This window comes from Terasakiispira papahanaumokuakeensis, from assembly GCF_001709345.1.
Taxonomy (GTDB): Bacteria; Pseudomonadota; Gammaproteobacteria; order Pseudomonadales; family Halomonadaceae; genus Terasakiispira; species Terasakiispira papahanaumokuakeensis.
In genome coordinates, this window is the sequence record NZ_MDTQ01000001.1 from 3,557,857 (window position 1) to 3,579,975 (window position 22,119).

Annotated in this window: 21 protein-coding genes and 1 other RNA gene; 11 read left to right on the plus strand and 11 right to left on the minus strand. The window is 51.9% G+C overall.

The window, feature by feature from the left end; translation table 11 throughout:
* Positions 1–30: 30 nt before the first annotated feature.
* The 3 genes from carA to BFW38_RS15580 form a co-directional block, all read right to left on the minus strand.
* Complete coding sequence (gene carA, locus BFW38_RS15570) at positions 31–1,182, minus strand: glutamine-hydrolyzing carbamoyl-phosphate synthase small subunit (protein ID WP_068999720.1); 1,152 nt, start codon at positions 1,180–1,182, stop codon at positions 31–33.
* 290 nt (positions 1,183–1,472) lie between these two features.
* Positions 1,473–2,276 carry a 4-hydroxy-tetrahydrodipicolinate reductase gene (gene dapB / locus BFW38_RS15575; protein WP_068999721.1) on the minus strand — a complete coding sequence of 268 codons (804 nt, stop codon included), beginning with the start codon at positions 2,274–2,276 and terminating at the stop codon, positions 1,473–1,475.
* 169 nt (positions 2,277–2,445) lie between these two features.
* A complete protein-coding gene (locus BFW38_RS15580) occupies positions 2,446–2,769 on the minus strand; it encodes an MGMT family protein (protein ID WP_175400996.1) in 324 nt (107 codons plus the stop codon).
* Here BFW38_RS15580 and BFW38_RS15585 point away from each other — a divergent pair.
* Both BFW38_RS15585 and BFW38_RS15590 read left to right on the plus strand, forming a co-directional pair.
* The gene (locus BFW38_RS15585) at positions 2,764–3,477 is read left to right on the plus strand and encodes a type 1 glutamine amidotransferase (RefSeq protein ID WP_068999722.1); all 714 of its coding nucleotides are present in this window, start codon (positions 2,764–2,766) and stop codon (positions 3,475–3,477) included. The genes BFW38_RS15580 and BFW38_RS15585 overlap by 6 nt on opposite strands.
* A 185-nt stretch (positions 3,478–3,662) precedes the next feature.
* Complete coding sequence (locus BFW38_RS15590; protein ID WP_068999723.1) at positions 3,663–4,313, plus strand: hypothetical protein; 651 nt, start codon at positions 3,663–3,665, stop codon at positions 4,311–4,313.
* 70 nt (positions 4,314–4,383) lie between these two features.
* On the opposite strand, the gene radA is transcribed toward BFW38_RS15590, so the two are convergent.
* Positions 4,384–5,766: a DNA repair protein RadA gene (gene radA / locus BFW38_RS15595; protein ID WP_068999724.1), complete on the minus strand. Its 1,383-nt coding sequence runs from the start codon at positions 5,764–5,766 to the stop codon at positions 4,384–4,386.
* A 233-nt stretch (positions 5,767–5,999) separates the two neighbouring features.
* Between radA and BFW38_RS15600 the strand changes: the two genes are divergently transcribed.
* The 3 genes from BFW38_RS15600 to BFW38_RS15610 all read left to right on the plus strand — a co-directional run bounded on the left by BFW38_RS15600 (position 6,000) and on the right by BFW38_RS15610 (position 8,980).
* A complete protein-coding gene (locus BFW38_RS15600) occupies positions 6,000–7,271 on the plus strand; it encodes an O-acetylhomoserine aminocarboxypropyltransferase/cysteine synthase family protein (RefSeq protein WP_068999725.1) in 1,272 nt (423 codons plus the stop codon).
* Between the two features lie 239 nt (positions 7,272–7,510).
* A complete protein-coding gene (locus BFW38_RS15605; protein WP_068999726.1) occupies positions 7,511–8,131 on the plus strand; it encodes a hypothetical protein in 621 nt (206 codons plus the stop codon).
* A 99-nt stretch (positions 8,132–8,230) separates the two neighbouring features.
* Entirely contained in the window at positions 8,231–8,980 is a 750-nt protein-coding gene (locus tag BFW38_RS15610; RefSeq protein ID WP_084004708.1) for an IS5 family transposase, read from the plus strand.
* A gap of 126 nt (positions 8,981–9,106) precedes the next feature.
* Here the strand turns inward: BFW38_RS15610 and BFW38_RS15615 are convergent, their stop codons facing one another.
* Positions 9,107–9,901 carry a SapC family protein gene (locus BFW38_RS15615; protein ID WP_175400997.1) on the minus strand — a complete coding sequence of 265 codons (795 nt, stop codon included), beginning with the start codon at positions 9,899–9,901 and terminating at the stop codon, positions 9,107–9,109.
* A gap of 195 nt (positions 9,902–10,096) precedes the next feature.
* Between BFW38_RS15615 and BFW38_RS15620 the strand changes: the two genes are divergently transcribed.
* Positions 10,097–11,254, plus strand: coding sequence for a hypothetical protein (locus tag BFW38_RS15620; RefSeq protein WP_068999728.1), 1,158 nt, complete (start codon positions 10,097–10,099; stop codon positions 11,252–11,254).
* A 302-nt stretch (positions 11,255–11,556) separates the two neighbouring features.
* Here BFW38_RS15620 and BFW38_RS15625 read toward each other — a convergent pair whose 3' ends face one another.
* The 4 genes from BFW38_RS15625 to BFW38_RS15640 are packed head-to-tail and all read right to left on the minus strand — an operon-like array spanning position 11,557 to position 16,080.
* Entirely contained in the window at positions 11,557–12,840 is a 1,284-nt protein-coding gene (locus BFW38_RS15625; RefSeq protein ID WP_218186437.1) for an FAD-dependent monooxygenase, read from the minus strand.
* Positions 12,841–12,867: 27 nt separating this feature from the next.
* Positions 12,868–14,082 carry a 2-octaprenyl-6-methoxyphenyl hydroxylase gene (gene ubiH / locus BFW38_RS15630; protein WP_068999729.1) on the minus strand — a complete coding sequence of 405 codons (1,215 nt, stop codon included), beginning with the start codon at positions 14,080–14,082 and terminating at the stop codon, positions 12,868–12,870.
* Between the two features lie 54 nt (positions 14,083–14,136).
* Entirely contained in the window at positions 14,137–15,459 is a 1,323-nt protein-coding gene (gene pepP / locus BFW38_RS15635; RefSeq protein ID WP_068999730.1) for a Xaa-Pro aminopeptidase, read from the minus strand.
* Between the two features lie 30 nt (positions 15,460–15,489).
* Entirely contained in the window at positions 15,490–16,080 is a 591-nt protein-coding gene (locus BFW38_RS15640; RefSeq protein WP_068999731.1) for a UPF0149 family protein, read from the minus strand.
* 190 nt (positions 16,081–16,270) lie between these two features.
* Between BFW38_RS15640 and BFW38_RS15645 the strand changes: the two genes are divergently transcribed.
* From BFW38_RS15645 to BFW38_RS15660, 4 genes are all read left to right on the plus strand, one after another.
* Positions 16,271–16,480: a hypothetical protein gene (locus BFW38_RS15645; RefSeq protein WP_068999732.1), complete on the plus strand. Its 210-nt coding sequence runs from the start codon at positions 16,271–16,273 to the stop codon at positions 16,478–16,480.
* The gene (locus tag BFW38_RS15650; RefSeq protein WP_068999733.1) at positions 16,477–16,818 is read left to right on the plus strand and encodes a cell division protein ZapA; all 342 of its coding nucleotides are present in this window, start codon (positions 16,477–16,479) and stop codon (positions 16,816–16,818) included. The genes BFW38_RS15645 and BFW38_RS15650 overlap by 4 nt, the downstream gene beginning before the upstream one ends.
* A 15-nt stretch (positions 16,819–16,833) precedes the next feature.
* A non-coding RNA gene (gene ssrS / locus BFW38_RS15655) (6S RNA) lies at positions 16,834–17,015 on the plus strand.
* A gap of 13 nt (positions 17,016–17,028) precedes the next feature.
* Positions 17,029–17,709 (plus strand): 5-formyltetrahydrofolate cyclo-ligase, encoded by a 681-nt coding sequence (locus BFW38_RS15660; RefSeq protein ID WP_068999734.1) that lies wholly within the window; start codon positions 17,029–17,031, stop codon positions 17,707–17,709.
* A 353-nt stretch (positions 17,710–18,062) separates the two neighbouring features.
* On the opposite strand, the gene ilvA is transcribed toward BFW38_RS15660, so the two are convergent.
* Positions 18,063–19,577 carry a threonine ammonia-lyase, biosynthetic gene (ilvA, locus tag BFW38_RS15665; protein ID WP_068999735.1) on the minus strand — a complete coding sequence of 505 codons (1,515 nt, stop codon included), beginning with the start codon at positions 19,575–19,577 and terminating at the stop codon, positions 18,063–18,065.
* A gap of 365 nt (positions 19,578–19,942) precedes the next feature.
* Between ilvA and rpiA the strand changes: the two genes are divergently transcribed.
* Positions 19,943–20,617 (plus strand): ribose-5-phosphate isomerase RpiA, encoded by a 675-nt coding sequence (gene rpiA, locus BFW38_RS15670; protein WP_068999736.1) that lies wholly within the window; start codon positions 19,943–19,945, stop codon positions 20,615–20,617.
* Between the two features lie 150 nt (positions 20,618–20,767).
* Here rpiA and waaA read toward each other — a convergent pair whose 3' ends face one another.
* Positions 20,768–22,027 carry a lipid IV(A) 3-deoxy-D-manno-octulosonic acid transferase gene (waaA, locus tag BFW38_RS15675; protein WP_068999737.1) on the minus strand — a complete coding sequence of 420 codons (1,260 nt, stop codon included), beginning with the start codon at positions 22,025–22,027 and terminating at the stop codon, positions 20,768–20,770.
* Positions 22,028–22,119 lie beyond the last annotated feature (92 nt).

Consider the following 22,119-nt stretch of genomic DNA (forward strand, 5'->3'; position numbering starts at 1 on the left):
CGCCTCCGGGACGAAATTCACGTGTTCGAATCAAGCGCTCTTGCGGCGCGACATCATCTGAATGAATCGATCGAACAGCGGCGCTACATCATGCGGGCCTGGACTCGCTTCAGGGTGCCCCTGGAAGCTGAACGCGGCTTTATCTGTCCGTTCAATGCCCTGCAAAGTCCCATCAAATAATGACTTATGGGTCGCCCGCAGACATGTCGGTAAAGAAGCTTCATCCACCGCAAACCCATGGTTTTGGCTGGTAATCATCACCACACCAGAATCGACATCCTGGACCGGGTGATTCGCGCCATGGTGTCCATGTCCCATTTTGATGGTGGTCGCGCCACTGGCCAGGGCCAGCAACTGATGTCCCAGACAGATGCCAAAGAGCGGGATGTCGGTGTCCAGCACCTCACGAATGGCCTCAATGGCGTAATCACAAGGCTCAGGGTCACCCGGACCATTGGAGAGGAAGATCCCATCGGGATTCATCGCCAAGACTTCGGCCGCAGGTGTTGTGGCCGGCACAACCGTCAAGCGACATCCGCGAGTGGCCAGCATCCGCAGAATATTGTGCTTAACCCCATAATCATAAGCGACCACATGATAAGGCCGCTCAGCGTCACTGAGATCACCTAATCCTTGACCCAGTGCCCACTCACCCTGGTGCCATTGATACGCTTTATCCGTCGTCACGACTTTGGCCAGGTCCAGCCCTTTCAGCCCGGGAAAATCGCTGATGAACGTCTTGGCTTGAGCAATAGCAGATTCATCATGAGCGTCATCACAGGTCAGAATGCAGCCATGCTGAGCGCCTTTATCGCGCAGAATTCGAGTCAGGCGTCGGGTGTCGATATCCGCAATCGCCACAATACCATTGGCCTTGAGATACGCATCCAAAGATTGCTGATTGCGGAAGTTGCTCGCCAATAACGGCAGATCACGAATAATCAGGCCGGCAGCCCCGATATTGTCGGACTCCACGTCCTCCTGATTCGTACCGGTATTACCGATGTGGGGGTAAGTCAGAGTTACAAGTTGGCGGGTGTAGGATGGATCGGTCAGAATTTCCTGATAACCGGTCATGGCGGTATTAAACACCACCTCACCCACGGTATGTCCATCAGCACCGATGGAAATTCCCCGGAACACACTGCCATCTTCCAGAACCAGAATGGCGTATCGAGTCAAAGCGGCCTCCTCCCGTCACAGGCTAGACATCGCCGGGCATATCCCGGCGGGTGCGGGTTGCAAAAAAGCGAGACAAGCCCTTGAGCTTATCCCGCTTTTTGTTATCTGCAGGCATGATGCCTGGTAGCGATGTGTACCCGTTCACACGGATCAACCGAGGCACAAGGCGAGGCTGATCTCTGGGCAGTCATCTTTCATATTCTAACTAGGATACGCCCCTTAAGTCCAGCGACGACGACGATAAGAGGCTATCGCACACTGTTTTAAGGCGTATTAAAGCGCACATTGACTTACTTTAGATCCAACACATCCTGCATATCATAAAGACCACAAGGCTGGGTCGTTAACCATTGGGCAGCCCGTACAGCCCCTTTCGCGAAGGTCATCCGGCTTGAAGCCTTGTGCGTAATTTCCACACGCTCGCCCTCTGTTGCAAACACCACAGTATGATCACCCACAACATCCCCCATACGCATGGTCGCAAAACCGATTTGATCTGCCGGACGAGCACCCGTGCGGCCTTCTCGCCCATACACAGCGACCTCTTGCAGATCACGCCCCAACGTTTTAGCCACCACTTCCCCCATCGACAAAGCGGTGCCAGAAGGGGCATCAATTTTATGGCGGTGATGCGCTTCGACGATCTCAATGTCGTAGCCTTCATTCAAAACACGGGCCGCTAATTCCAGCAGTTTAAAGCTTAAGTTCACCCCGACACTCATATTGGAAGCGAACACTAAGCGCGTCTGCTCTCCCGCTTTTTGTAGTGCAGCTTTCTGATCTTCGCTTAATCCCGTAGTGCCGATCACAATGGCCTTATCATGAGCGGCACAGAAGGCGACATTCTGCTCAGTGACTTCCGGTAAAGTAAAATCAATCAAGATATCAAATTGATCTTTGACGGCTTCTAAATGATCGACCACCGTCACCCCCAGCTTGCCTAACCCGGCGACTTCGCCAATATCAGCCCCCACTAATGAGGAGCCCGGCTCGACAATGGCCGCACCCAAGGTGACGCCTTGTGTGGCATGTACGGCTTCAATCAAGGTGCGTCCCATACGCCCCGTCGCCCCAGTAATGGCAATTGCTGTCATCTTACGCCTCGCTATTCAGTAAATGATGCCCGCTCAAAAGGATACCTTACAGACCTACGACCAGCAGCATCGAAAAAGAATTCCAAACATGCATCGGTGATGGCGTATCACTCGCCACCCTAGAGACCCGACTGGACACAGCATAGGGTCAGCGCCAACATAGTAAGCCTCAAGGCCAAAAGGCACTGATGGGATAGCGGCCTCGTGTATCGGGGAGCAGCCCCTCCTCCGCAAGGCGCTGGTGCTGCTCATCCTGAGCTCCATGCTCACTGATTCGACGCTGAGCATTCACAATACGCCACCAGGGTAAGCGTTCGCGATCAGGCAACTGGCCTAATAACCGTGCTGACATCCGCGGTGAACCCAACGCTGCTTGCCTTGCCAACTCACCATATGTCATTAACCGTCCAGGAGGTAACAAGGCCAACACTTCCACTAAACGCGCCAACCCCGGGCTCATTTCTTCCGTCCCACGCGAGGTATTTTCATGCATATTTACTTTCTCCAACACTCTGCGCATGACGGTCCAGCACGTTTCGCCGACTGGCTGACCAGCCAGGGACACAGCCACAACACGCGCCAGCTATGGGCGGGTGAACCGCTACCAGACCCCAAGGAATTTGATGCCCTTATTCTGCTCAGTGGTCCGATGCATGTCCACGACATCGATGATTATCCATGGCTGAAGCAAGAAAAACGCCTGATACATAAACTCAAAGCCGGGCGAAAACCCCTCTTAGGCATCGGCCTGGGCGCCCAATTAATTGCGGAGGCTTTTGGCGCCACCATCAGCCCAAACCCTCAGTCTCAATGCGGCTGGATTGATATTCATACAACGCCCAATGACGCTCACGAACTCCCCACTCATTTTCGTGCGTTAAACTGGCACCCGGATCAATTCAGCTTGCCGGATAACGCCGAGCCGCTGGCTTATCTCCAGCCCTCAACAGTCACGACAGCAGCACAACCCCCTCAAGGATTCAGCCTTGATAAGGGCCGGATTCTGGGTATTCAGTTTCACGTGGAAAGCACACTCAACAGTACCCAACAGATGCTCGACAGCAATGACCCCCGCTGGCATCTACAGCGTGAAACCCTTCATTATGAAGAGATCATGGATTCACCCGACCAGTTTACTCATCTCGCGGCCGTCCTCGATCGACTCTTACTGAACTGGTTAACCCCCTCACTACCGTTTTAAAGCATGATGCTGTTTTTAAAACACGCCTCACTTTAAAACATGAGCCATTCATCCCTGAATCTGACCGCTTGATCACCGTTTCCGGGGCCGATGACGGCCCCGGTCGTGAGAAGATTTAATTTTCAGGTTGGATTAAGCCTGCTTCAAGCAAGATGACACCATCATCAAACAGGAGGAGGTGCCACATGACTGATTTATATCGTTTTGACGTTAAAAATGGTCAGGTCACGGGCTATATGGAATGGGACGATGGACGCTGGGAACCCGAAACAATTGAAGCCGACGAGCGTTTCACAGTTGAAGGCAGCAGCATCATCCGAGAAGAGCAAGATGATGGCCATATCGAAATCACACGCTATGAAGCCACTGATGACCCTGGGGTTTATCGCGAAGTCAGCGAAACATCACGCGCGATCACCCCAGAGCATGATAGCGCTCAGGCCGGGCATATCGACCCTTCTGCACAAGTTCAACCTGGCGCAAGTGCCCAAACACCGATTGAGGACTCACTAAAAGTTGAGATGAATCAGGGGCAAATCACTGGCATACAAGAAATGGATGATGGCCAGTGGGAGACCAAGCACCTGGACCCCGATGAGCGGCTTTATCTCAATAACAATGGCGATCTCGTGCTTGAGGATCAAGAGGACGGTGGTGTTGAAATCAACGTCTACCGAGACGCTAATGGCGATGGCATTTATCAACCCATTGCTGAACGCTTTGAAAGTGGTGGGGCAGATATGACGATGAATCATGGCATGCATGGCGGTGATGCCATGGCTGGCGTTGAACTGGATGTTGCGGGTATGGGCGTCGATGGCCAAATGCTGATGTAAACGGAACTCAATATTCACTGAGTGAATGACCCCTGGTGAATGACCGCCTCTCTCCAGAGGCGGTTAATCCTTATAGCGCATCAAGCACTTCAGATAAGCGGCTGACGGGCACCACCGACATACCGTCAATGAGTTCTCTTGGCGCATTCGCTCTGGGCACAATCGCCCGCTTAAAGCCGTGTTTGGCCGCTTCACGGATTCGTTCCTGCCCAGAGGGCACCGGGCGAATCTCTCCTGAAAGCCCCACTTCACCAAACACCACGAGCTCATGGGATAACGGCCTATCTCGCAGACTAGACACAATGGCGGCCAATGCGGCTAAATCAGCACTGGTTTCCAACACTCTGACGCCACCGACGACATTAATAAAAACATCCTGATCACCGGTAAAGACGCCACCATGCCGATTTAAGACCGCCAACAGCAGTGACAAGCGGTTGCCATCTAATCCTACCGCCACCCGCCGTGGATTCCCCAATGGGGACTCATCCACCAGGGCCTGCACCTCCACTAGCAAAGGGCGAGTGCCTTCCCAAGTGGCAGTCACCACACTCCCGGCCGCCTCTTCAATTTCTCGCGAAAGAAAAATAGATGAGGGGTTTTTGACCTCTTTTAATCCCTGCTCAAGCATGGCAAATACACCGAGCTCATTAACGGCACCAAAGCGGTTTTTCTGACCTCGCAAGGTACGAAAGCGAGAATCGCCATCGCCCTCTAACAAGAGCGAAGCATCAATCATGTGCTCTAAGACTTTAGGCCCGGCCAGGCTGCCATCTTTGGTCACATGCCCGACAAGAAACAGCACTGTACCGCTTTGCTTGGCAAATCGAGTGAGAAATGCCGCCGACTCACGGACCTGAGCCACCCCGCCTGGAGCCGACTGAATATCCTCCAGATGTGTCGTTTGGATGGAGTCGACAATCAACATTTTAGGTTGTTCACGCTCAGCAACAGCAATGATGGTTTCAACACTGGTTTCCGCCAGCATTTTCAAGCCTTCCGTTGGCAACCCCAAGCGGTGCGCCCGCATCGCCACTTGCTGCAGTGACTCTTCACCGGTGACATACAAAACCGGCATTTGCTGCGCTAAACGGCAAGCCACCTGAAGTAACAATGTCGATTTACCTGCCCCTGGATGTCCCCCAATTAAAACCGCTGAACCAGGCACTAGACCACCCCCCAAGACGCGGTCAAACTCGCCAAATGTTGAGGTGAAACGCGGCAGCTGTTGTAGATCTACCTGGGAGAGATCTTCCACTTGGGCCGATAAGGCCCCAGAGAAACCCGCTCGTGAGGCCTGTGCAGGATCTCGACTTGGCGAACTTGAACGGCTGGTGCCCAATCGCACTTCCTGCACGGTATTCCACTCTTTACAGGCGGCACACTGGCCCTGCCATTTACTGTATTCCGCACCACATTCGATACAGACAAATGCAGTCTTGGCTTTAGCCATTCTTCCCCCTTGGGTTCAGCTCGTGCAGACTGACTCAGTCAATCTTGGTCGGTGTATACATCGCTTAGGTACTGTATTTAAGCACTGTATTTCAGAACTGTATTGAATCACAGTACCCTTATCATCGACCACTTTTCGCCCCCTCATCCGGCAAGTTGACACACCATCAGACAGCACAGAAGATGCTCTTGATCGAGTCTCAATCCGTTACTGAACATCAATCAGGATGCCCCATGAAGCCCGAAACGATTGCCCTTCATCATGGTTACACCGCAGACAACCAACATGCGGTTGCCGTGCCGATTCATCAGACCACGTCTTTCAGCTTTGATAGCGCTCAACACGCTGCCGATTTATTTGACCTCAAAGAGTCAGGCAACATTTATTCGCGCATCATGAACCCGACTTGCGGCGTTTTAGAACAACGTATCGCCGCACTCGAAGGCGGTGTGGGGGCTCTGGCTTTTGCTTCAGGCATGGCCGCCATCACCGCCGCGATTCAAACCCTCGCCAGTGCCGGGGATAACATCATTTCCATCAGCGAACTCTACGGCGGCACCTATAACCTGTTAGCCCATACATTACCTCGCCAGGGCATCGAAACACGCTTCATTGAAAAAGACGACCTGAGCACTTTAAGTGCCCTAATCGACAACCACACTAAAGCGGTCTACTGCGAATCTATCGGTAACCCCTCCGGGGGCGTCGTGGATATTCAGCAACTGGCCGATATTGCCCATGCTCACGGCGTACCTGTGATTGTGGATAACACGGTCGCCACCCCCTTTTTATGGCGCCCCTTTGAGAGCGGTGCGGATATTGTCGTCCACTCAGCCACTAAATATATCGGCGGTCATGGCACCACCATTGGCGGTATTCTGGTCGACTCAGGGCGCTTTCCTTGGGCCGAACATGCTGAAAGGTTCCCACTTTTAAACACGCCTGACCCGTCTTATCACGGCATCGTGTATACCCGAGATGCGGGTGAAGCCGCATTTATCACCCGCGCGCGCGTGGTGCCTTTGCGTAATATGGGGGCAGCCCTTTCCGCTCAAGCCGCCTGGCAATTACTTCAAGGGCTAGAGACGCTGGCCTTACGTATCGAGCGAGTTTGTGACAATACCCAACATATCGCCGAATTTTTGCAGCAGCACCCTTGTGTGTCCTGGGTTCAATATGCGGGCTTACCCCAGCATCCGGATCACACGCTAGCCCAGACTTACATGAAAGGCAGAGCCTCCGGTATTTTGAGTTTTGGCATTAAAGGCGGTCGTGATGCCGGCAGCCGTTTTTATGACGCACTGCAACTGATTTTACGCTTGGTCAATATTGGTGATGCCAAAAGCTGTGCCGCGATTCCTGCCTCCACCACCCATCGCCAGCTCAATGAACAAGAACTGATCCAAGCCGGCGTCAAACCCGACATGGTACGCCTCTCCATTGGCATCGAACATATTGATGACCTCAAAGCCGATCTCGACCAGGCACTGCAAGCCTCGCAATAAGCATTAACGTCGTCACTCATATCACGTTCATTATTGACGCCATATGTAGACGATGCTTACCGCTCGAGACCGACACGCTCCACGGGTCTCGAGCGGAACCCCGTCATGATCAGCTCGCCATGCGCCCAAGACAGTGTCGCAATATCGCGAAGCATTTCAGCTTCGTTTAAGGTTGCGTTGCTTAAAGTTGCCATCTCATTCAAGGACACGTTATTAACGCAACCTATCAGGAGCCTCTCATGTCTCAAGACTTCTACCGCTTTAATCTTCAGGATAATCAAGTCATCAGCGTCATGGAGTGGGATGACGGCCGCTGGGAGCAAGATCATATTGAGGCTGACGAAACCTACACCGTTGAGGATAACCGCATCATTCTTGAAGAACGGGATGACGATGAAATTGAAGTCAGTGTCTTTGAAGCGACATCTGTCCCGGGGATTTACCTGCAAACTCAAGAATATGACCGCCCTCTGGATTTAACGCCTCAGCCCCCGCAACAAGACGATACCAGCACATCGACACAGTTTCTGGATGAAGATCCTTTACGCGTCACCTTATCCGCAACCGGGGATATCGAACGGCTAGAAGAGTGGGATGATGGCCGCTGGGAAACAGAGCATCTCGACCACGATGAGCAAGCCTTTATCAACACTGAAGGTTTACTCGTGATCGAAGAACTGGATGATGGCGGCCTCGAAACCACCGTCTACCAGGATAATGGACAAGGCATTTACCAAGCGATTCAAGCGCAATTTGAATATGGTAAGGGGCTGACAGATACAACCCAAATGGCTTCACCCTCTCCTGCTGAATTAGCCGGTCTGAATCTACCTGAAAATGAAGCCGCGTTAATCGCTTAATTCACTAGGGCCTGTTGACGTTTCATGGCAGGGGTATTGGCAGGATAGGGGCAAGCTCGCAGAATAAAGGCTCCTACACCAACAAACTGCAAGCCTGCCATGCCCCGACAAATGCTCACGGATGAACACTGGTCGAAGCTGAAATCTATCCTGCTTCAACACGGTATTTATGACAAGGCCGACTTGCGTACCACGGTGGAAGGCATTCTGTATCGGATGCGCACCGGCTGCCCGTGGCGGGACCTACCGGAGGCGTTTGGGCTCTGGAACACGGTCTACAAGCGCTTCAACACCTGGTCAGCGAGTGGAAAGCTGATGAGGATTTTCAGCTCTCTGGTGGAAGATCCTGATGTCGAGTGGCTGTTCATTGATGGCTCTTATGTCAAGGCACACAGGGACAGCACGGGGGCTGCCACGGAAGACGCCGAAGCCATTGGCAAAAGTCGTGCAGGCAACACCAGCAAGATCCATCTGACCGTTGATGCCTATGGGCTGCCGACTGCCTTCAGGATAACGGGCGGTGAGGTGCACGACAGCAGGGAAGCGCCGGTGTTGATTGACGACTTGCCGGCGGGTGATGCGCTGGTGGCTGACAAGGGCTATGACAGCGAGCGTATCCGTGAACAGATCGAAGCCAAGGGCATGGTTGCCGTCATTCCACGCAAACGCAACTCAAAGAAAGGAAATGCCAATCTGGACAGAGGCTTATATCGCTATCGGCATCTGGTTGAGAACGCCTTTGCTCGATTGAAACCGTATCGCGCCATCGCGACGCGATACGATAAGCTCAAGCGAAACTACGAGAGCATGGTGGCCTTGGCGTGCGGCTTTTTATGGCTGCCAATGTGAAACGTCAACAGGCCCTAAAGCGATGCATGCACGAGTCAATGCATCAATCGATTCGATCATGGGCCTGTTCACATCGAATAGGCCCATGATACCGCCATCAAACATATCATGGGTTAAAGCGATACTTCACGAAAAACGAAACAAGGCCTCACCGTCACTAAAGAGATTATCGAAATCAATATCAGGTTCAGGCACATAATCATGATGAATCTGATAAAGCTCCCGTAACGTTGCGAGCCGGTGCTGAGCTAGCAATTGACTATGCGCAATACCTAAAGCACCCAGTTGATTCAGGCGTTTCAATGTGGCGCTATCGCTTTGTCGAAGCGCAGTCTCATCAATACGATAAAGCCCCGACCAAAAGGCACCGGATGCGGCATCAGGCCCGTCACGCACCTCAATACGCCAGGGCTTGATCATTTGAGCATCCACCAGCGCTTGAACAGCCACATCAGTGTAATAACGCTCTCGACGATATTGCTGTAGCACACCCGCAATGTCATAAACGAGGTCGACGGCTTGTCCATGATCATCTAATAACGGTTCATCATCATCCCAACATTGAGCATGCAGGCCTCGATAATGCGCATCAATACATAAAATCAGCCGCCCAGAACCGGCTTCAGGCAATAGTCGGAAAGGATAAAGACGATAAGGCGCCGGGATATGACCTCTCAACCAACCTTTATGGCCTGGGTGTACAAATAGATTCACGCCAGACGATACGGACTGCACAGCCATGAGCTGATACTGACCGGATGGTTTTCGCATAAAAGCCAAAGGCGTCGAAGCCACCAAATGAGGTAACTCAGACATAATCACAGGCACCACACTGTCCTTAGCCGCATGCCCATAATGTCGAGGACGCTGCCAACCGGACATTTGATGACATGCTTTTGTTAAAGGCACCCATTGCGTCATTTTGTCCACCCAAAACCCTACGAAGCGATATATCTTATCAGCCGCTAAAAAAAATTTGAGTGCCAAAATCCCATGCTCAGGCGATTTTCGGCGCATTAAATAAAGATTTGTCTGAACGACATTATTGATTTCAGTTTGCATTCAGGAAACGTTTCTTATGGTGACCACTCCTTAACTCAACAAGTGAGGTGTTACATGGCCAAAGATGTTTACTACTTCGACGTCCAGGATGATCAAATCACTTCTTATATGACGTGGGAAGACGGTCAATGGCAGGAAGGCACCATTGATAGCGATAACAACTTTACTCTGGAAGATGATCGCATCACCTTGGAAGAGCAAGATGAGGATGGCGCCACTCAGACCAGTCTGTTTGAAGCCACTCAAATTCCAGGTTTTTATACACTGGAAGAAGGTGACGGCATTACCGACGACAACACCAATGAAGACGGCGACGTAGTTAACGAAGACGACGATACCATAGGTGACGACGTAGTCGATGAAGGCGACGACACCACAGGTGATGACGTAGTCGATGAAGGCGACGACACCACAGGTGATGACGTAGTTGATGAAGGCGACGACACCACAGGTGACGACGTAGTCGATGAAGGCGACGACACCACAGGTGACGACGTAGTCGATGAAGGCGACGACACCACAGGTGACGACGTAGTCGATGAAGGCGACGACACCACAGGTGACGACGTAGTCGATGAAGGCGACGACACCACAGGTGATGACGTAGTCGATGAAGGCGACGACACCACAGGTGATGACGTAGTTGATGAAGGCGACGACACCACAGGTGACGACGTAGTCGATGAAGGCGACGACACCACTGGTGATGACGTAGTCGACAATGGTGACACAGACACAGGGGATGACGTCACTGATCCCACAGCCGGTAGCGCAGACGATTTCAATGCCTGGCTGGCCAGCATTAATGAAGCCAACAGTGATAACGCTTACTCACTACTGGCAGGATTCGACCCGGTACGCCTGAACTTCGATAACAATCAGATCCAGGATCTGGAGAAGTTTGACGATGGCGACTGGGAAATGCAGGAACACACTGAAGACAACCAAGCCTTTATCAACCAGAGCGGCCTGCTGGTGCGCGAAGAAATGGAAGATAACGGGCTAGAAACAACCTTCTACCAGGACGCTGATAACGATGGCATCTATTTCGCGATCGAACAGCAGTTTGAAGAAGGGGGAGCACTTACAGACGCCAGTGACCAGAGTGTTGTCGTGACTATGTCTGAAGACCCCGTCACCGACCCCAACACCGATACCACAACCGAACTGGCAGGTGTCGCACCAACACCGACTGACGACTTCATCGCTTAAAGCGATATTGAGGAGCACCAGTGTTCTGTCCCCCACAGGCATTGGTGCTCCAACGAATGAACCATTCACTTCAATACGGATATGAAAAGTACAGGTACAACGTCTATTACTGAAGTCATTGACTGACAAGATTGATATCGGCATATCAATAACGTGTGGTAAGAATCAGAAGTACGGTAAAAACAGAAGTGAAAAGGCTGCCTCTCCAGGCAGCCTTTTTATTTGATAATCAATTACTTATTATTTAGCACTCAACTACTTAAGTTTCACATTCCACATTTCAAAAGCTTAATGTCAAAGGCTTAAAAACCAACAGTGTGGCCAGGCTTAAGTCGTTCAGAGGTTCCTTGTCGCCACCCCAACGCCTGAGTCACTAATTGACGTCGCAGCCAAGGCATTTTGGACACCCGGTCCAGCCCTCGATTACGTAGCCAGCGCAAAGGTAGCGCCTCAGCACAAAACAGTCGCTTTAACCCTTCCATGGCCGCCATCATCGCAAGATTATCCGGTTGACGACGCGCCTGATAACGTTGAAGCCACGCAAGATCACCCACCGCATCACCTCGAGCATGCGCCTCTAAGATGCAGTCGCCTAACATCGCCACATCTAAAAAGCCTAAATTCACGCCTTGTCCGGCCAGTGGGTGGATCGTATGCGCTGCATCCGCCACCAAAGCCACGCCTGGCTTCACATAATCCACTGCATGACGCTGCCTTAATGGCACGGTATAACGTGTATCGGTACTCATGACTTGACCAAGACGGGACTCAAAAGCGCGGGTCAATTCAGCACAAAAATCCGCATCGGGCATCGCTTGAAGCGCTTCCGCTTTGGCAGGAGAAGTGGACCAGACAATTGAACACCAGTGCTCATCTTCCCCTTTGGTAATCGGTAAAAAAGCCAAAGGACCATCCGGCAAAAAGCGCTGCCACGCGGTCCCTTGATGCGGCTGCTCAACCTGCACCGTGGTCACCAGCGCATGATGTCCATAATCCCATTCCCGAGTATTAAATCCAGCCCATGTCCTGATCCGAGATTGAGCACCATCACACGCGACCACCAAGGCCGTATTCAGCACCATGTCATCAAAACAAAGCTGATGCGATGACTCACCCAGCGTCAGTCCAGTCGCTTTATGTCCTCGCAACAGCACCACATTGTCATATCCCGTCAGGGTCTGTTGCAGTGCCTGCACCGTGACGCTATTTTCAACAATATGGCCTAACAGCGTCACTCCCGCTTCTTGGGCATGAAAGCTCAAAGCCCCCGTGCCTTCACCATCCCACACACTCATGTGGGTATAAGGCGTGACCCGACGCGCGACCATTTCAGGCCAGGCCCCTAAGCGTGAGAGCAACGCACGTGACGCCTCACTCAACGCACTGACACGCGGATCGACCTGATCGATAGACCAGTGCGGCCCCTCAGATGAAGCCTCAACGACCGCAATCTGGAGGTCGCTGTCTGCCAGGGTTCTTGCTAATGCCAGCCCCGACATGCCACCACCGACAATCACAACATCAAAATCCCGACATATTTGAACTTCAGTCGCATCATGATGGTCTGGATGATCCGATGACATCATGGGGGTCTCCTCTGTGGAAATCATCGCTTATACGCCCATGGCCCGACGTGCCAACCAGCGCCTTGCTGGCCCGACGGTGCTTAATGCAATCAAACCCGCAGCCCGCACATGGCCCAACAAAGGGTGGGCATTAGCAAACATACGAATCAAGCCATCGCTAAAAGTGATCACATCCCGTTGATCACCTCGACGTTTGGCTTCATAGCGCTGCAACCAAGTGAGATCGCCAGGCTGCGCCCCTGCCTGCGCCGCTTCAGATAACGTCGACACCAGATCCATCACGCCTCGAATGGCGAGGTTATAACCTTGGCCAGCGACCGGATGAAGGTAGTGCGCTGCATTGCCTAACACCGCCAAATGACGGCGCACCTGTTCTTTCGCCTGCACCAGCTGCAAAGGATAATGATAACGCGCTCCAACATGCTCAAAAGCACCGACCCGGTGGCCGATAATCCGCTGCAACTGATCCATAAAAGCACGATCATCCAAAGCCAAAGCCGCCTGATAAGTCTCTCGCGAACGGGTCCACACCACGGCCATGTCTTGCCCACTTAGTGGTAAAAGTGCCAGCGGACCATCGGCATCAAAACGTTCATAGGCAATATTATGATGAGGCTGAGACAAGCGAACATTCGCCACCAAGGCCACTTGTTCATAATCTTGAGTGGTGTCTTCAATACCCAGTTGCTGCTTCAGCCCAGAGCGGCCACCATCGGCGAGCACAACCAGTTGCGCAGAGAGTTGACCATCCCCCCCTAGATCAAGGCAGCTTCCCTCAGGTTGCATGTCGATCCCTTTCACATCAACCGGTGCCATCACCTTCACATGCTCACCCTGCTTCAAGCCATGCCAAAGGGTATGCCCCAACCAACTATTGGGCACCACATAACCCAAGGCGTCGACGCCCTGCTCACTGGCCTGCATCCGCGTTGAGCCTAGATGCCCTCGATCCGAGACATGAATCGTCTTAATTGGCTCAGCATGACGAGACAACATCGTCCAGAGCCCGAGCTGCTGATAAATCTCCCGGGTGCCCCAGGCCAATGCTGAAGAGCGCGCATCAAAGCTGGGCTGCCAACGCTGTTCCGGCGGCGTATCAGAAAAAGGCTTCGCTTCTAAGACTCTCACATCCCACTGTTGAGCACGGGCTAAGGGTTCCAGCGCTACCGCTAAACTGGCTCCGACCAAGCCTCCGCCGACGATCGCGATATCGCATCGATCGGTTTTTTGAGTCAGTGTCACGTCACAGTCCTCTTTTATCTCTGATGGCCCTGAACATAAAGTCTCAGCCACACATCAGTCGGCCTTCATTAAGGCCTCAATATCTTGAATACTTTTCGGCACACCATTGGTCAGCACTTCGCATCCCGTCTCGGTCACCAGCACATCATCTTCCACCCGAATGCCGATACCTCGCCAACATTCATCCACATCAGGCTGATCCGGCGCAATATATAATCCCGGCTCAATCGTGAGCACCATGCCTGGCAACAGTTTTCGAGCTTCGCCTTGGGGTTTATAAAGCCCCACATCATGAACATCCAACCCTAACCAATGGCTGGTGCCATGCATATAAAAATCCCGATAGGCTTCATCTGCAATCAGGGTGTCGATATCGCCTTCCAGAATCCCCAACTGAATCAGCCCCCAGGTCAAATGCCGAACAGCAGTATCATGAATCTCGGGCAGAGTAGTGCCTGGTTTCACTTGGCTAATCGCTAACCGATTCGCCTCTAACACCAGGCTATACAATGCTTTTTGGGCCTCATTGAAACGCCCGTTCACAGGGAAGGTGCGCGTGATGTCACCGGCATAGCCCGCATACTCACAGCCCGCATCAATCAGCACAAGATCGCCATCTTTTAGAGGTGCGTGATTCTCAACATAATGCAGGACACACCCATTGGCACCGCCACCGACAATCGTGCCATAAGCAGGCCCGGCAGCCCCTTGCCAAAGGAATTCATGCTCAAGCTCAGCCTGAAGTTGATATTCATAAAGGCCTGGCTGACAGCTTTTCATTGCCCGCACATGAGCTTCGGCTGAGATCCGCGCAGCCTCTCGCATTAAAGCGACTTCTTCAGGCTGCTTAATGAGACGCATCTCATCCAAGAAAGGCGTCAGATTGATCAAAGATTCAGGCACACGTGCGCCTCGTCGCTCACGACTCCGTAACGCAAGTCGCCAATCCTGAACACGCTGGTGACAGAAATCATCATCCAGGGGATAGCAAATATGTTGGCACCCATCCAGCAAAGCAGGTAAGCGCTGATCCAGCTCATCATTCGCAAAGGCTTGATCCACTCCCAGTACTTGAGGCGCACGAATCTGGCCCAGCCGATAGCCATGCCAGATTTCCAGTTGCTCATCTCGGGGAGGGTTAAACAAAAGCACTTCGCCCTGCTCACGTCCCGGGATTAACACTAATAATGCATCGGGCTCATCAAAACCGGTCAGATACCAAAAATCACTGGCCTGACGAAATGGATACTCGGTATCACGACTTCGAGTTTGTAACGAGGCCGAAGGCAGTAAGACCGCCACACCATCAGGTAATTGTGTCAATAAAGCCCGCCGTCGGGCGGCAAAAACTTCAGGAGAAACATCAAAGGGACGCATAAAGGCTCCTTAATTGCAGGGCCAGAAAATTCAATGCACACTTGAAGGCTTACCCGGATCCTCCACCTGGGGATCGCCAGGATGGCGCTCTAGATACAGCATCATCGCCACCATGCGGACAAATTCGGATAAGGCCATCAAGTCATGTTCATTATCGTTAGAGTCATCCAGACGCTTATGGCCTAAATCGACAATGCTTTTGAGGTCATCAAGACCTTCTTTAAGCTCAGGCGTCAGTTGTTCATAATCTATTTGTGCGGCATCCACTGACTTTAAAAAGCCCTGCGTCCAGCGCACCAGACAGGTCAGACGCTCTTCCAGGGAATAGAGTTCCCCTGGCAGCAAGGGCTCAAACCCCATATCAGGATCCGTTAATGCTGCCAGCGTCTCGTCATACCAAGTATAAATGCTGGCCTGCTCAGCCTCTGACAAAGGCTCTGTTAATTCACCGAGCAATTGAGTAAATAACATCACCCATTGCGCTCTTGGCAGGCGTTCCTGCCCACATAACTGGCCGCACAGCACACCATGCAACAATGATGGAGACTGGAAACAACGGTGGCGTAAACAGAGGTCGGCCATCTCATCAAAGGTGATCGTCGTGGAATCGGAAGCGGTCATGAGGCTCTCTAATCAGTTAGTGTCCTACCGCCAGCATACTCTCTGCGGTCTGGACGTGAATTGCATTGATTTCGGTCGTATCTTGCTGTGTTAGGCGGGAAAAGTAAGTATTGACTAACTCGCACAATCGTTGACCCTTGTATAACACCCCTCTATAGTACGCGATGGCCCGTGATACAGGCTAATTGCCATGCAGCGTGAAGATCAGAATGCAATCAATCAAAAATTCAACCAGCTCCAGCAAATACTGCAAGAGCTGGTCAAAGAGCGTGAACAACTGATTCAGCAGTGTGAACAGCTGGAACAGGAACGTGAACAGCTCAGGCAGCATTATGCTCGTGCACTGAATAAGGTTGACGCCTTGATCGCGCGAATAGGAACGCTGGAGCCACCGGGATGACCCAAGATCGTCAAACGCTAGAAATTACATTACTTGACCGCAAATATATGGTCGCTTGTCCGCCTGAAGAGCAAGAACAACTGCTTCAGGCGGCACGCTATCTCAATAGGAAAATGCTGGATATCCGTCGAGGCGGGAAAGTACTCAGCCTAGAAAGAGTAGCGATCATGGCGGCATTGAACATCACCCACGAAATGATGCAACAAGGCAGCCGTGCAGAACAGAGCAACGAAGTCCATACTGAGCAGCTCAGTCGCATGAGCGATCAACTGGATGATGCATTACTCGACTTAAAACAGGTCATTCAGTCACACCCACTTCCCAGTGACCCCGACTGATCTGTTATACTTCAGTTGTTCCTGGGATGTGCGCCAGTGGTTCAAGTCCTCGACCCTATGCGCGTTACCAGGAGGTGTCCTGGCGATACTGGTGTGCAAGTCCACCTCTGAGTGGAAAGCCTAAGGTATTCCGGTAACCTCCACCTTGAACCTAGGGGTTCAAGGGCCCAAACCACAGCGGCATCTCCGGGACTCTCATCACGATTCACTATGCTGACCCCACCAGATCTCCCCCCAGTACGCCAACAACATTGTCGCCAATCACTCCGTCGTGAATTAAGAGCCCGGCGTCGAGCCCTGACATCACAGCAACAGCAACAAGCTGCTCGACAATTACTGGCCCGAATCAGGCAAGCACCCGCCTTCATGCGTGCTCGCCATATCGCGTTTTATTTACCGAATGATGGCGAAATAGACCCTCGACCACTTTATCAGTGGGCCACTTCGCACGGCAAAACCGGCTACCTCCCTGTATTGCATCCCCTACATCATGGCGCCTTATGGTTTGTGCACTACGCAGCCGAAACGCCGATGCAACATAACCGCTTTGGCATTCCAGAACCGCAGCTGAAGGGGTGGGGTCAATATCGAATTCATCGGCGAGCGCCCTGGGCACTGGATATGATTCTAATGCCGCTAGTAGGATTTGATGCTCAAGGAGGGCGCTTAGGCATGGGTGGAGGATTTTACGATCGAACGCTGGCGTTTACTCAACAGCATCCGCAAAGGCCGCGCCCTTTACTGGTCGGGCTGGCTCATCATTGCCAGCAAGTCGACAGCCTTCCTTTAGAGCACTGGGATATTCCTTTGGATGCGATTGTGACAGACCAGCAGTGGTGGGATGTTCAATATCCCCAAACACGTCATCAAGCCTCATCATCAATCGTGTGATTGACCGCATTCGACACCATATCCTCTTTTTTAAGGTCTAAATGCAACAACGGGAAGCATCAGCTTCCCGTTGGCGGCAATGGGTTGTGTCGATCAGTCAATCGAATCACACAGGTGAGGATGATCAGGGCACAACCAAGGTTTGCGCATAACTGGTCACCACTAAACCAAGACCAAACAACACAACCAACGCCACAATCAGATCAGGTTTTCTTTTTTGCATAAGGGTTCTACTCCAATAACCCATGATCTAAGAAATATATCAGCCTCACCGCTGATAGAGCTAATCTAAACCAGACCCAATCTCACAACAATGCGTCGGCTCATTTTTTTAATTGTTTTTTCAAAATCTCTCATCCCAAAAACAATTGATAGGCAGGATTGTCACTTTCAGCCCAATAGCGGTAACCAATTCGGTCAAAATATTCATTAATATTACCGCTCTCGCCTTCTGGAATCTGTAACGCCACGAGAACGCGGCCATAAGCAGACCCATGGTTGCGGTAATGGAACAATGAAATGTTCCAATCCTGTCCCAAATGACGTAGAAAATTCATTAAAGCCCCTGGCCGCTCCGGAAACTCAAAACGGTAAACCGCTTCATCTCCAGCATTGGGGGAACGTCCGCCTCCCAGATGTCGAATATGCAGTTTAGCGAGTTCATTATCGGTCAGATCAATCACCGGATAGCCTGCCGACTGAAGCGCCTGCACGAGCTCAAGCCGATCTTCCCCCCCCGGTTTCACCGAAACACCCACATAAATTTGTGCATGCTCAGTATCCGCATACCGATAACAGAACTCAGTGACCATCCGTTTACCCACAACACGGCAAAATTGCTTAAAGCTACCGGGCTGCTCGGGAATGGTAACCGCGAGAATCGCCTCACGCTTTTCACCCAATTCAGTACGCTCAGCAATATGCTGTAAGCGATCAAAATTGGTATTGGCGCCAGAATTAATGCAGACAAGATGCTCATCTTCGATGCCGGTCTGCTCAACGTATTTTTTCAAGCCTGCCAAAGACACTGCCCCGGAAGGCTCGGATACCGCACGAGTATCCTCAAAAATATCTTTGACCGCCGCACAGATCTCATCGGTATTGACGGTGATGACATCATCGACATATTCGCGGCAAATTTTAAACGGCTCTTTACCGATCTGGGCCACCGCCACCCCTTCAGCAAACAACCCCACTTGTTCCAGCACCACCCGACGATCTTTTTCCAAGGCAGCTTTTAAACAAGCGGCATCTTCGGGTTCAACCCCAATCACTTTCACTTCGGGGCGTAGATATTTGACATAAGCGGCCACCCCGGCGATCAAACCACCGCCTCCCACTGGGACAAAAATCGCATGTAAAGGCCCAGCATGCTGGCGCAACACTTCCATCGCCAAAGTGCCCTGACCGGCAATCACATCAGGATGATCATAAGGCGGAATATAGGTGTAGCCTTTCTCTTCCACTAGCTGAAGCGCATATTCCAACGCTTCATTGAAAGCATCACCTTTGAGCACCACTTTAGCGCCACGGGCTTTTACCGCCTGCACCTTGATATCCGGTGTGATTCGCGGCATGACGATCGTTGCCTTGACGCCCATCTGGCGAGCGGATAATGCCAAGCCTTGAGCATGATTACCGGCCGATGCAGTGATCACGCCACAGGCTTTTTGCTCTTCAGATAATTGCGCCATGCAGTTATAGGCACCACGCACTTTAAATGAGAAAACAGGCTGTAAATCCTCGCGCTTAATCCAAATTGAATTCTTCAACCGCTTGGAGAGAAAACGAGCTTCCGAGAGAGGGGTCTCGCGTGCCGCATCGTACACACGCGCTTGCAGAATTTTCTTAACGTAACGTTCGAGCATGAAGTTGTCCTGTCCAGCGGTCTCTTACTTAAAAATCTTGCTTAAAAGACGTGCTTAATAAGTCATGATTAACCCGTGTGCTTGCCTCTTATTGGGCACCTAGTCTTGAATACAGATTGCCCCAGGGAGAACAGGTTCAACACCTGACACCTGGGACAATGGGGCACACTGGCTTATGAAAGATAACGATTGTGCGCTTAGGTCCTAGTCGACGTCCAGTCCCGGCGCCTTGCTGACACTGTTATAATCTAGGTTATAGATTCATAAAGAGTGCGTACCACATCTCAACATACAGCCACTGCACTCAATGAATCACCATCCGTTCACTGCTCAACCACCCATGCATTATCTGAACCGAGGTCAACATGTCCCAGGATGCGCTCAAGCAAGCGGTTGCCGAAGCGGCAGTCCGTGAAGTTCAACCCCTTCTAGAAGGCGATACCATTATCGGTATTGGCACTGGCTCAACGGCGAATCTATTTATCGATGCCTTGGCCCAGTACAAACAAGATTTTGATGGCGCCGTTGCCAGCTCCGAAGCCAGTGCCGAGCGCCTGAAAGCACATGGGATTCCAGTCTATGACCTCAATGGCGCCGGTACCTTGCCCGTCTATATTGATGGCGCCGATGAAGTGAATGCTCATTTACAAATGATTAAAGGAGGCGGTGCGGCCCTCACTCGTGAAAAAATTGTGGCCGCCAGTAGCCGCAAATTCATCTGTATTGCCGACCAGAGTAAATGGGTGAACCTGCTGGGAGAATTCCCGCTTCCGGTAGAAGTCATTCCAATGGCCCGGAGTTATGTCGCACGTGAGCTGGTCAAACTGGGCGCCGACCCCATGTATCGCGAAGGGGTCACGACTGATAACGGCAATATCATTTTGGATTGCTACAATTTCATGCTCGACGATCCACTGACATTGGAACAACGCATCAACGATATTACCGGTGTGGTCACCAATGGCATTTTTGCTCGGCGCCCCGCCGATGTCTTACTCCTAGGCAGTGAATCTGGCGTTCAGCGCCTCACCCCACAATAAGACAGAGACTTTAAGCCTGAATAAAAAAGGGATGAGCTGACTGCTCATCCTTTTTGCACCATGTGATACCCCACTATCCCCACCTTACACCAAGGTTACCCACAACTTATTCAAATAAGCGAATGACCAAGGGGGTGTGGATAACCCAATTTATGCGGTAGGCCAATAGGGTTCGATCACCGCCAACTGCCGCTTCAAAGCCCCGCGGTTGGCCTCAACGACTGCAGCAGCGGCTTGACCACGCTGTTGAGCTTGAGCAGGTAATTCGATCCACGCCCGTAAACATCGAGCGAGGTCATCTGGGTTATCCACAATGTCTAGCGCATCCGCTGCCTGCAACCGATCAGCCACATCCTGAAAGTTAAACAAAGCAGGGCCTGAAGCCAATGGCTTGCCCAACACCGCAGGTTCCAGCAGATTATGTCCACCGACTTCAATCCAACTGCCGCCCATAAACACCATATCCGCAGCCGCCAGCAAACTCATCAATTCACCCATGGTATCGCCTAGATAAACCTGAGTCTCTGCCACCACAGGCTCATCTTGACTGCGACGCGCCATCGTCATATCAGCCGCCGTAATGAGTGCCGCCACTTCATCAAATCGTTGCGGGTGACGAGGCACCAACACCAACAAACAGTCCGGATGCTGTTGTAACAGGAGACGATGTGTCTCCAGCAGCAGCGTCTCTTCCCCGTCATGAGTACTGGCGGCCACCCAAACAGGGCGCGTTCCCCATTGAGCTTTTAAAGCCTGACCCGCACTGGCTTGGCTGGCGTCGACATGAGCATCAAATTTAATACTGCCACACAGTGTGACTCGCTCTTCTGGTAAGCCAAGTTGTACAAACCGTTGGGCATCCTCGGCATCACGTGCCGCTAATGCCGATACCTTTTGGAGCGTTTCATGCATCAACCGAGGTAAACGCTGATAACCCGCTAACGACTTGGCCGACATCCGGCCATTGGCCACCACCACCGGAACCTGAGCTTGTTCACACGCCAGCATGAGGTTCGGCCACAACTCAGTTTCCATCAGAATCGCCAGCCGTGGTTTAAGCTGAGCAATAAAGCGCCGTGCCCAAGTCAGCAGATCAATGGGCAGGACATGGTGCTCCACGTCAGGGAAGCGCTTATGCACTTGTGCCGCCCCGGTTGCCGTCATTGTCGTGATCACAATCGGAGTATCGGGGTGAGCATCCTGTAACTCATGAATCAAAGGTTCAGCGGCAATCACCTCACCGACAGAAGCACAGTGGATCCAAACCCCCTCAGTGTGCTGGGTCTGTACGCGACCAAAACGTTCAGACCAGGGTAAACCGGTCGTATGTTCTCGCTTTAAGCGATGCATAATCACTGGCAATAGCGCCGTAATCAGCGCCGAATAACCTCGCCTGGACCAACCCATCATGCCATGCCCTCGTTGATTGACCGGGTGTATTGACGATACTCATCATACCGAAAAGGGCTCTGGGTAACGTAACTATATGACGTATTTAAGTT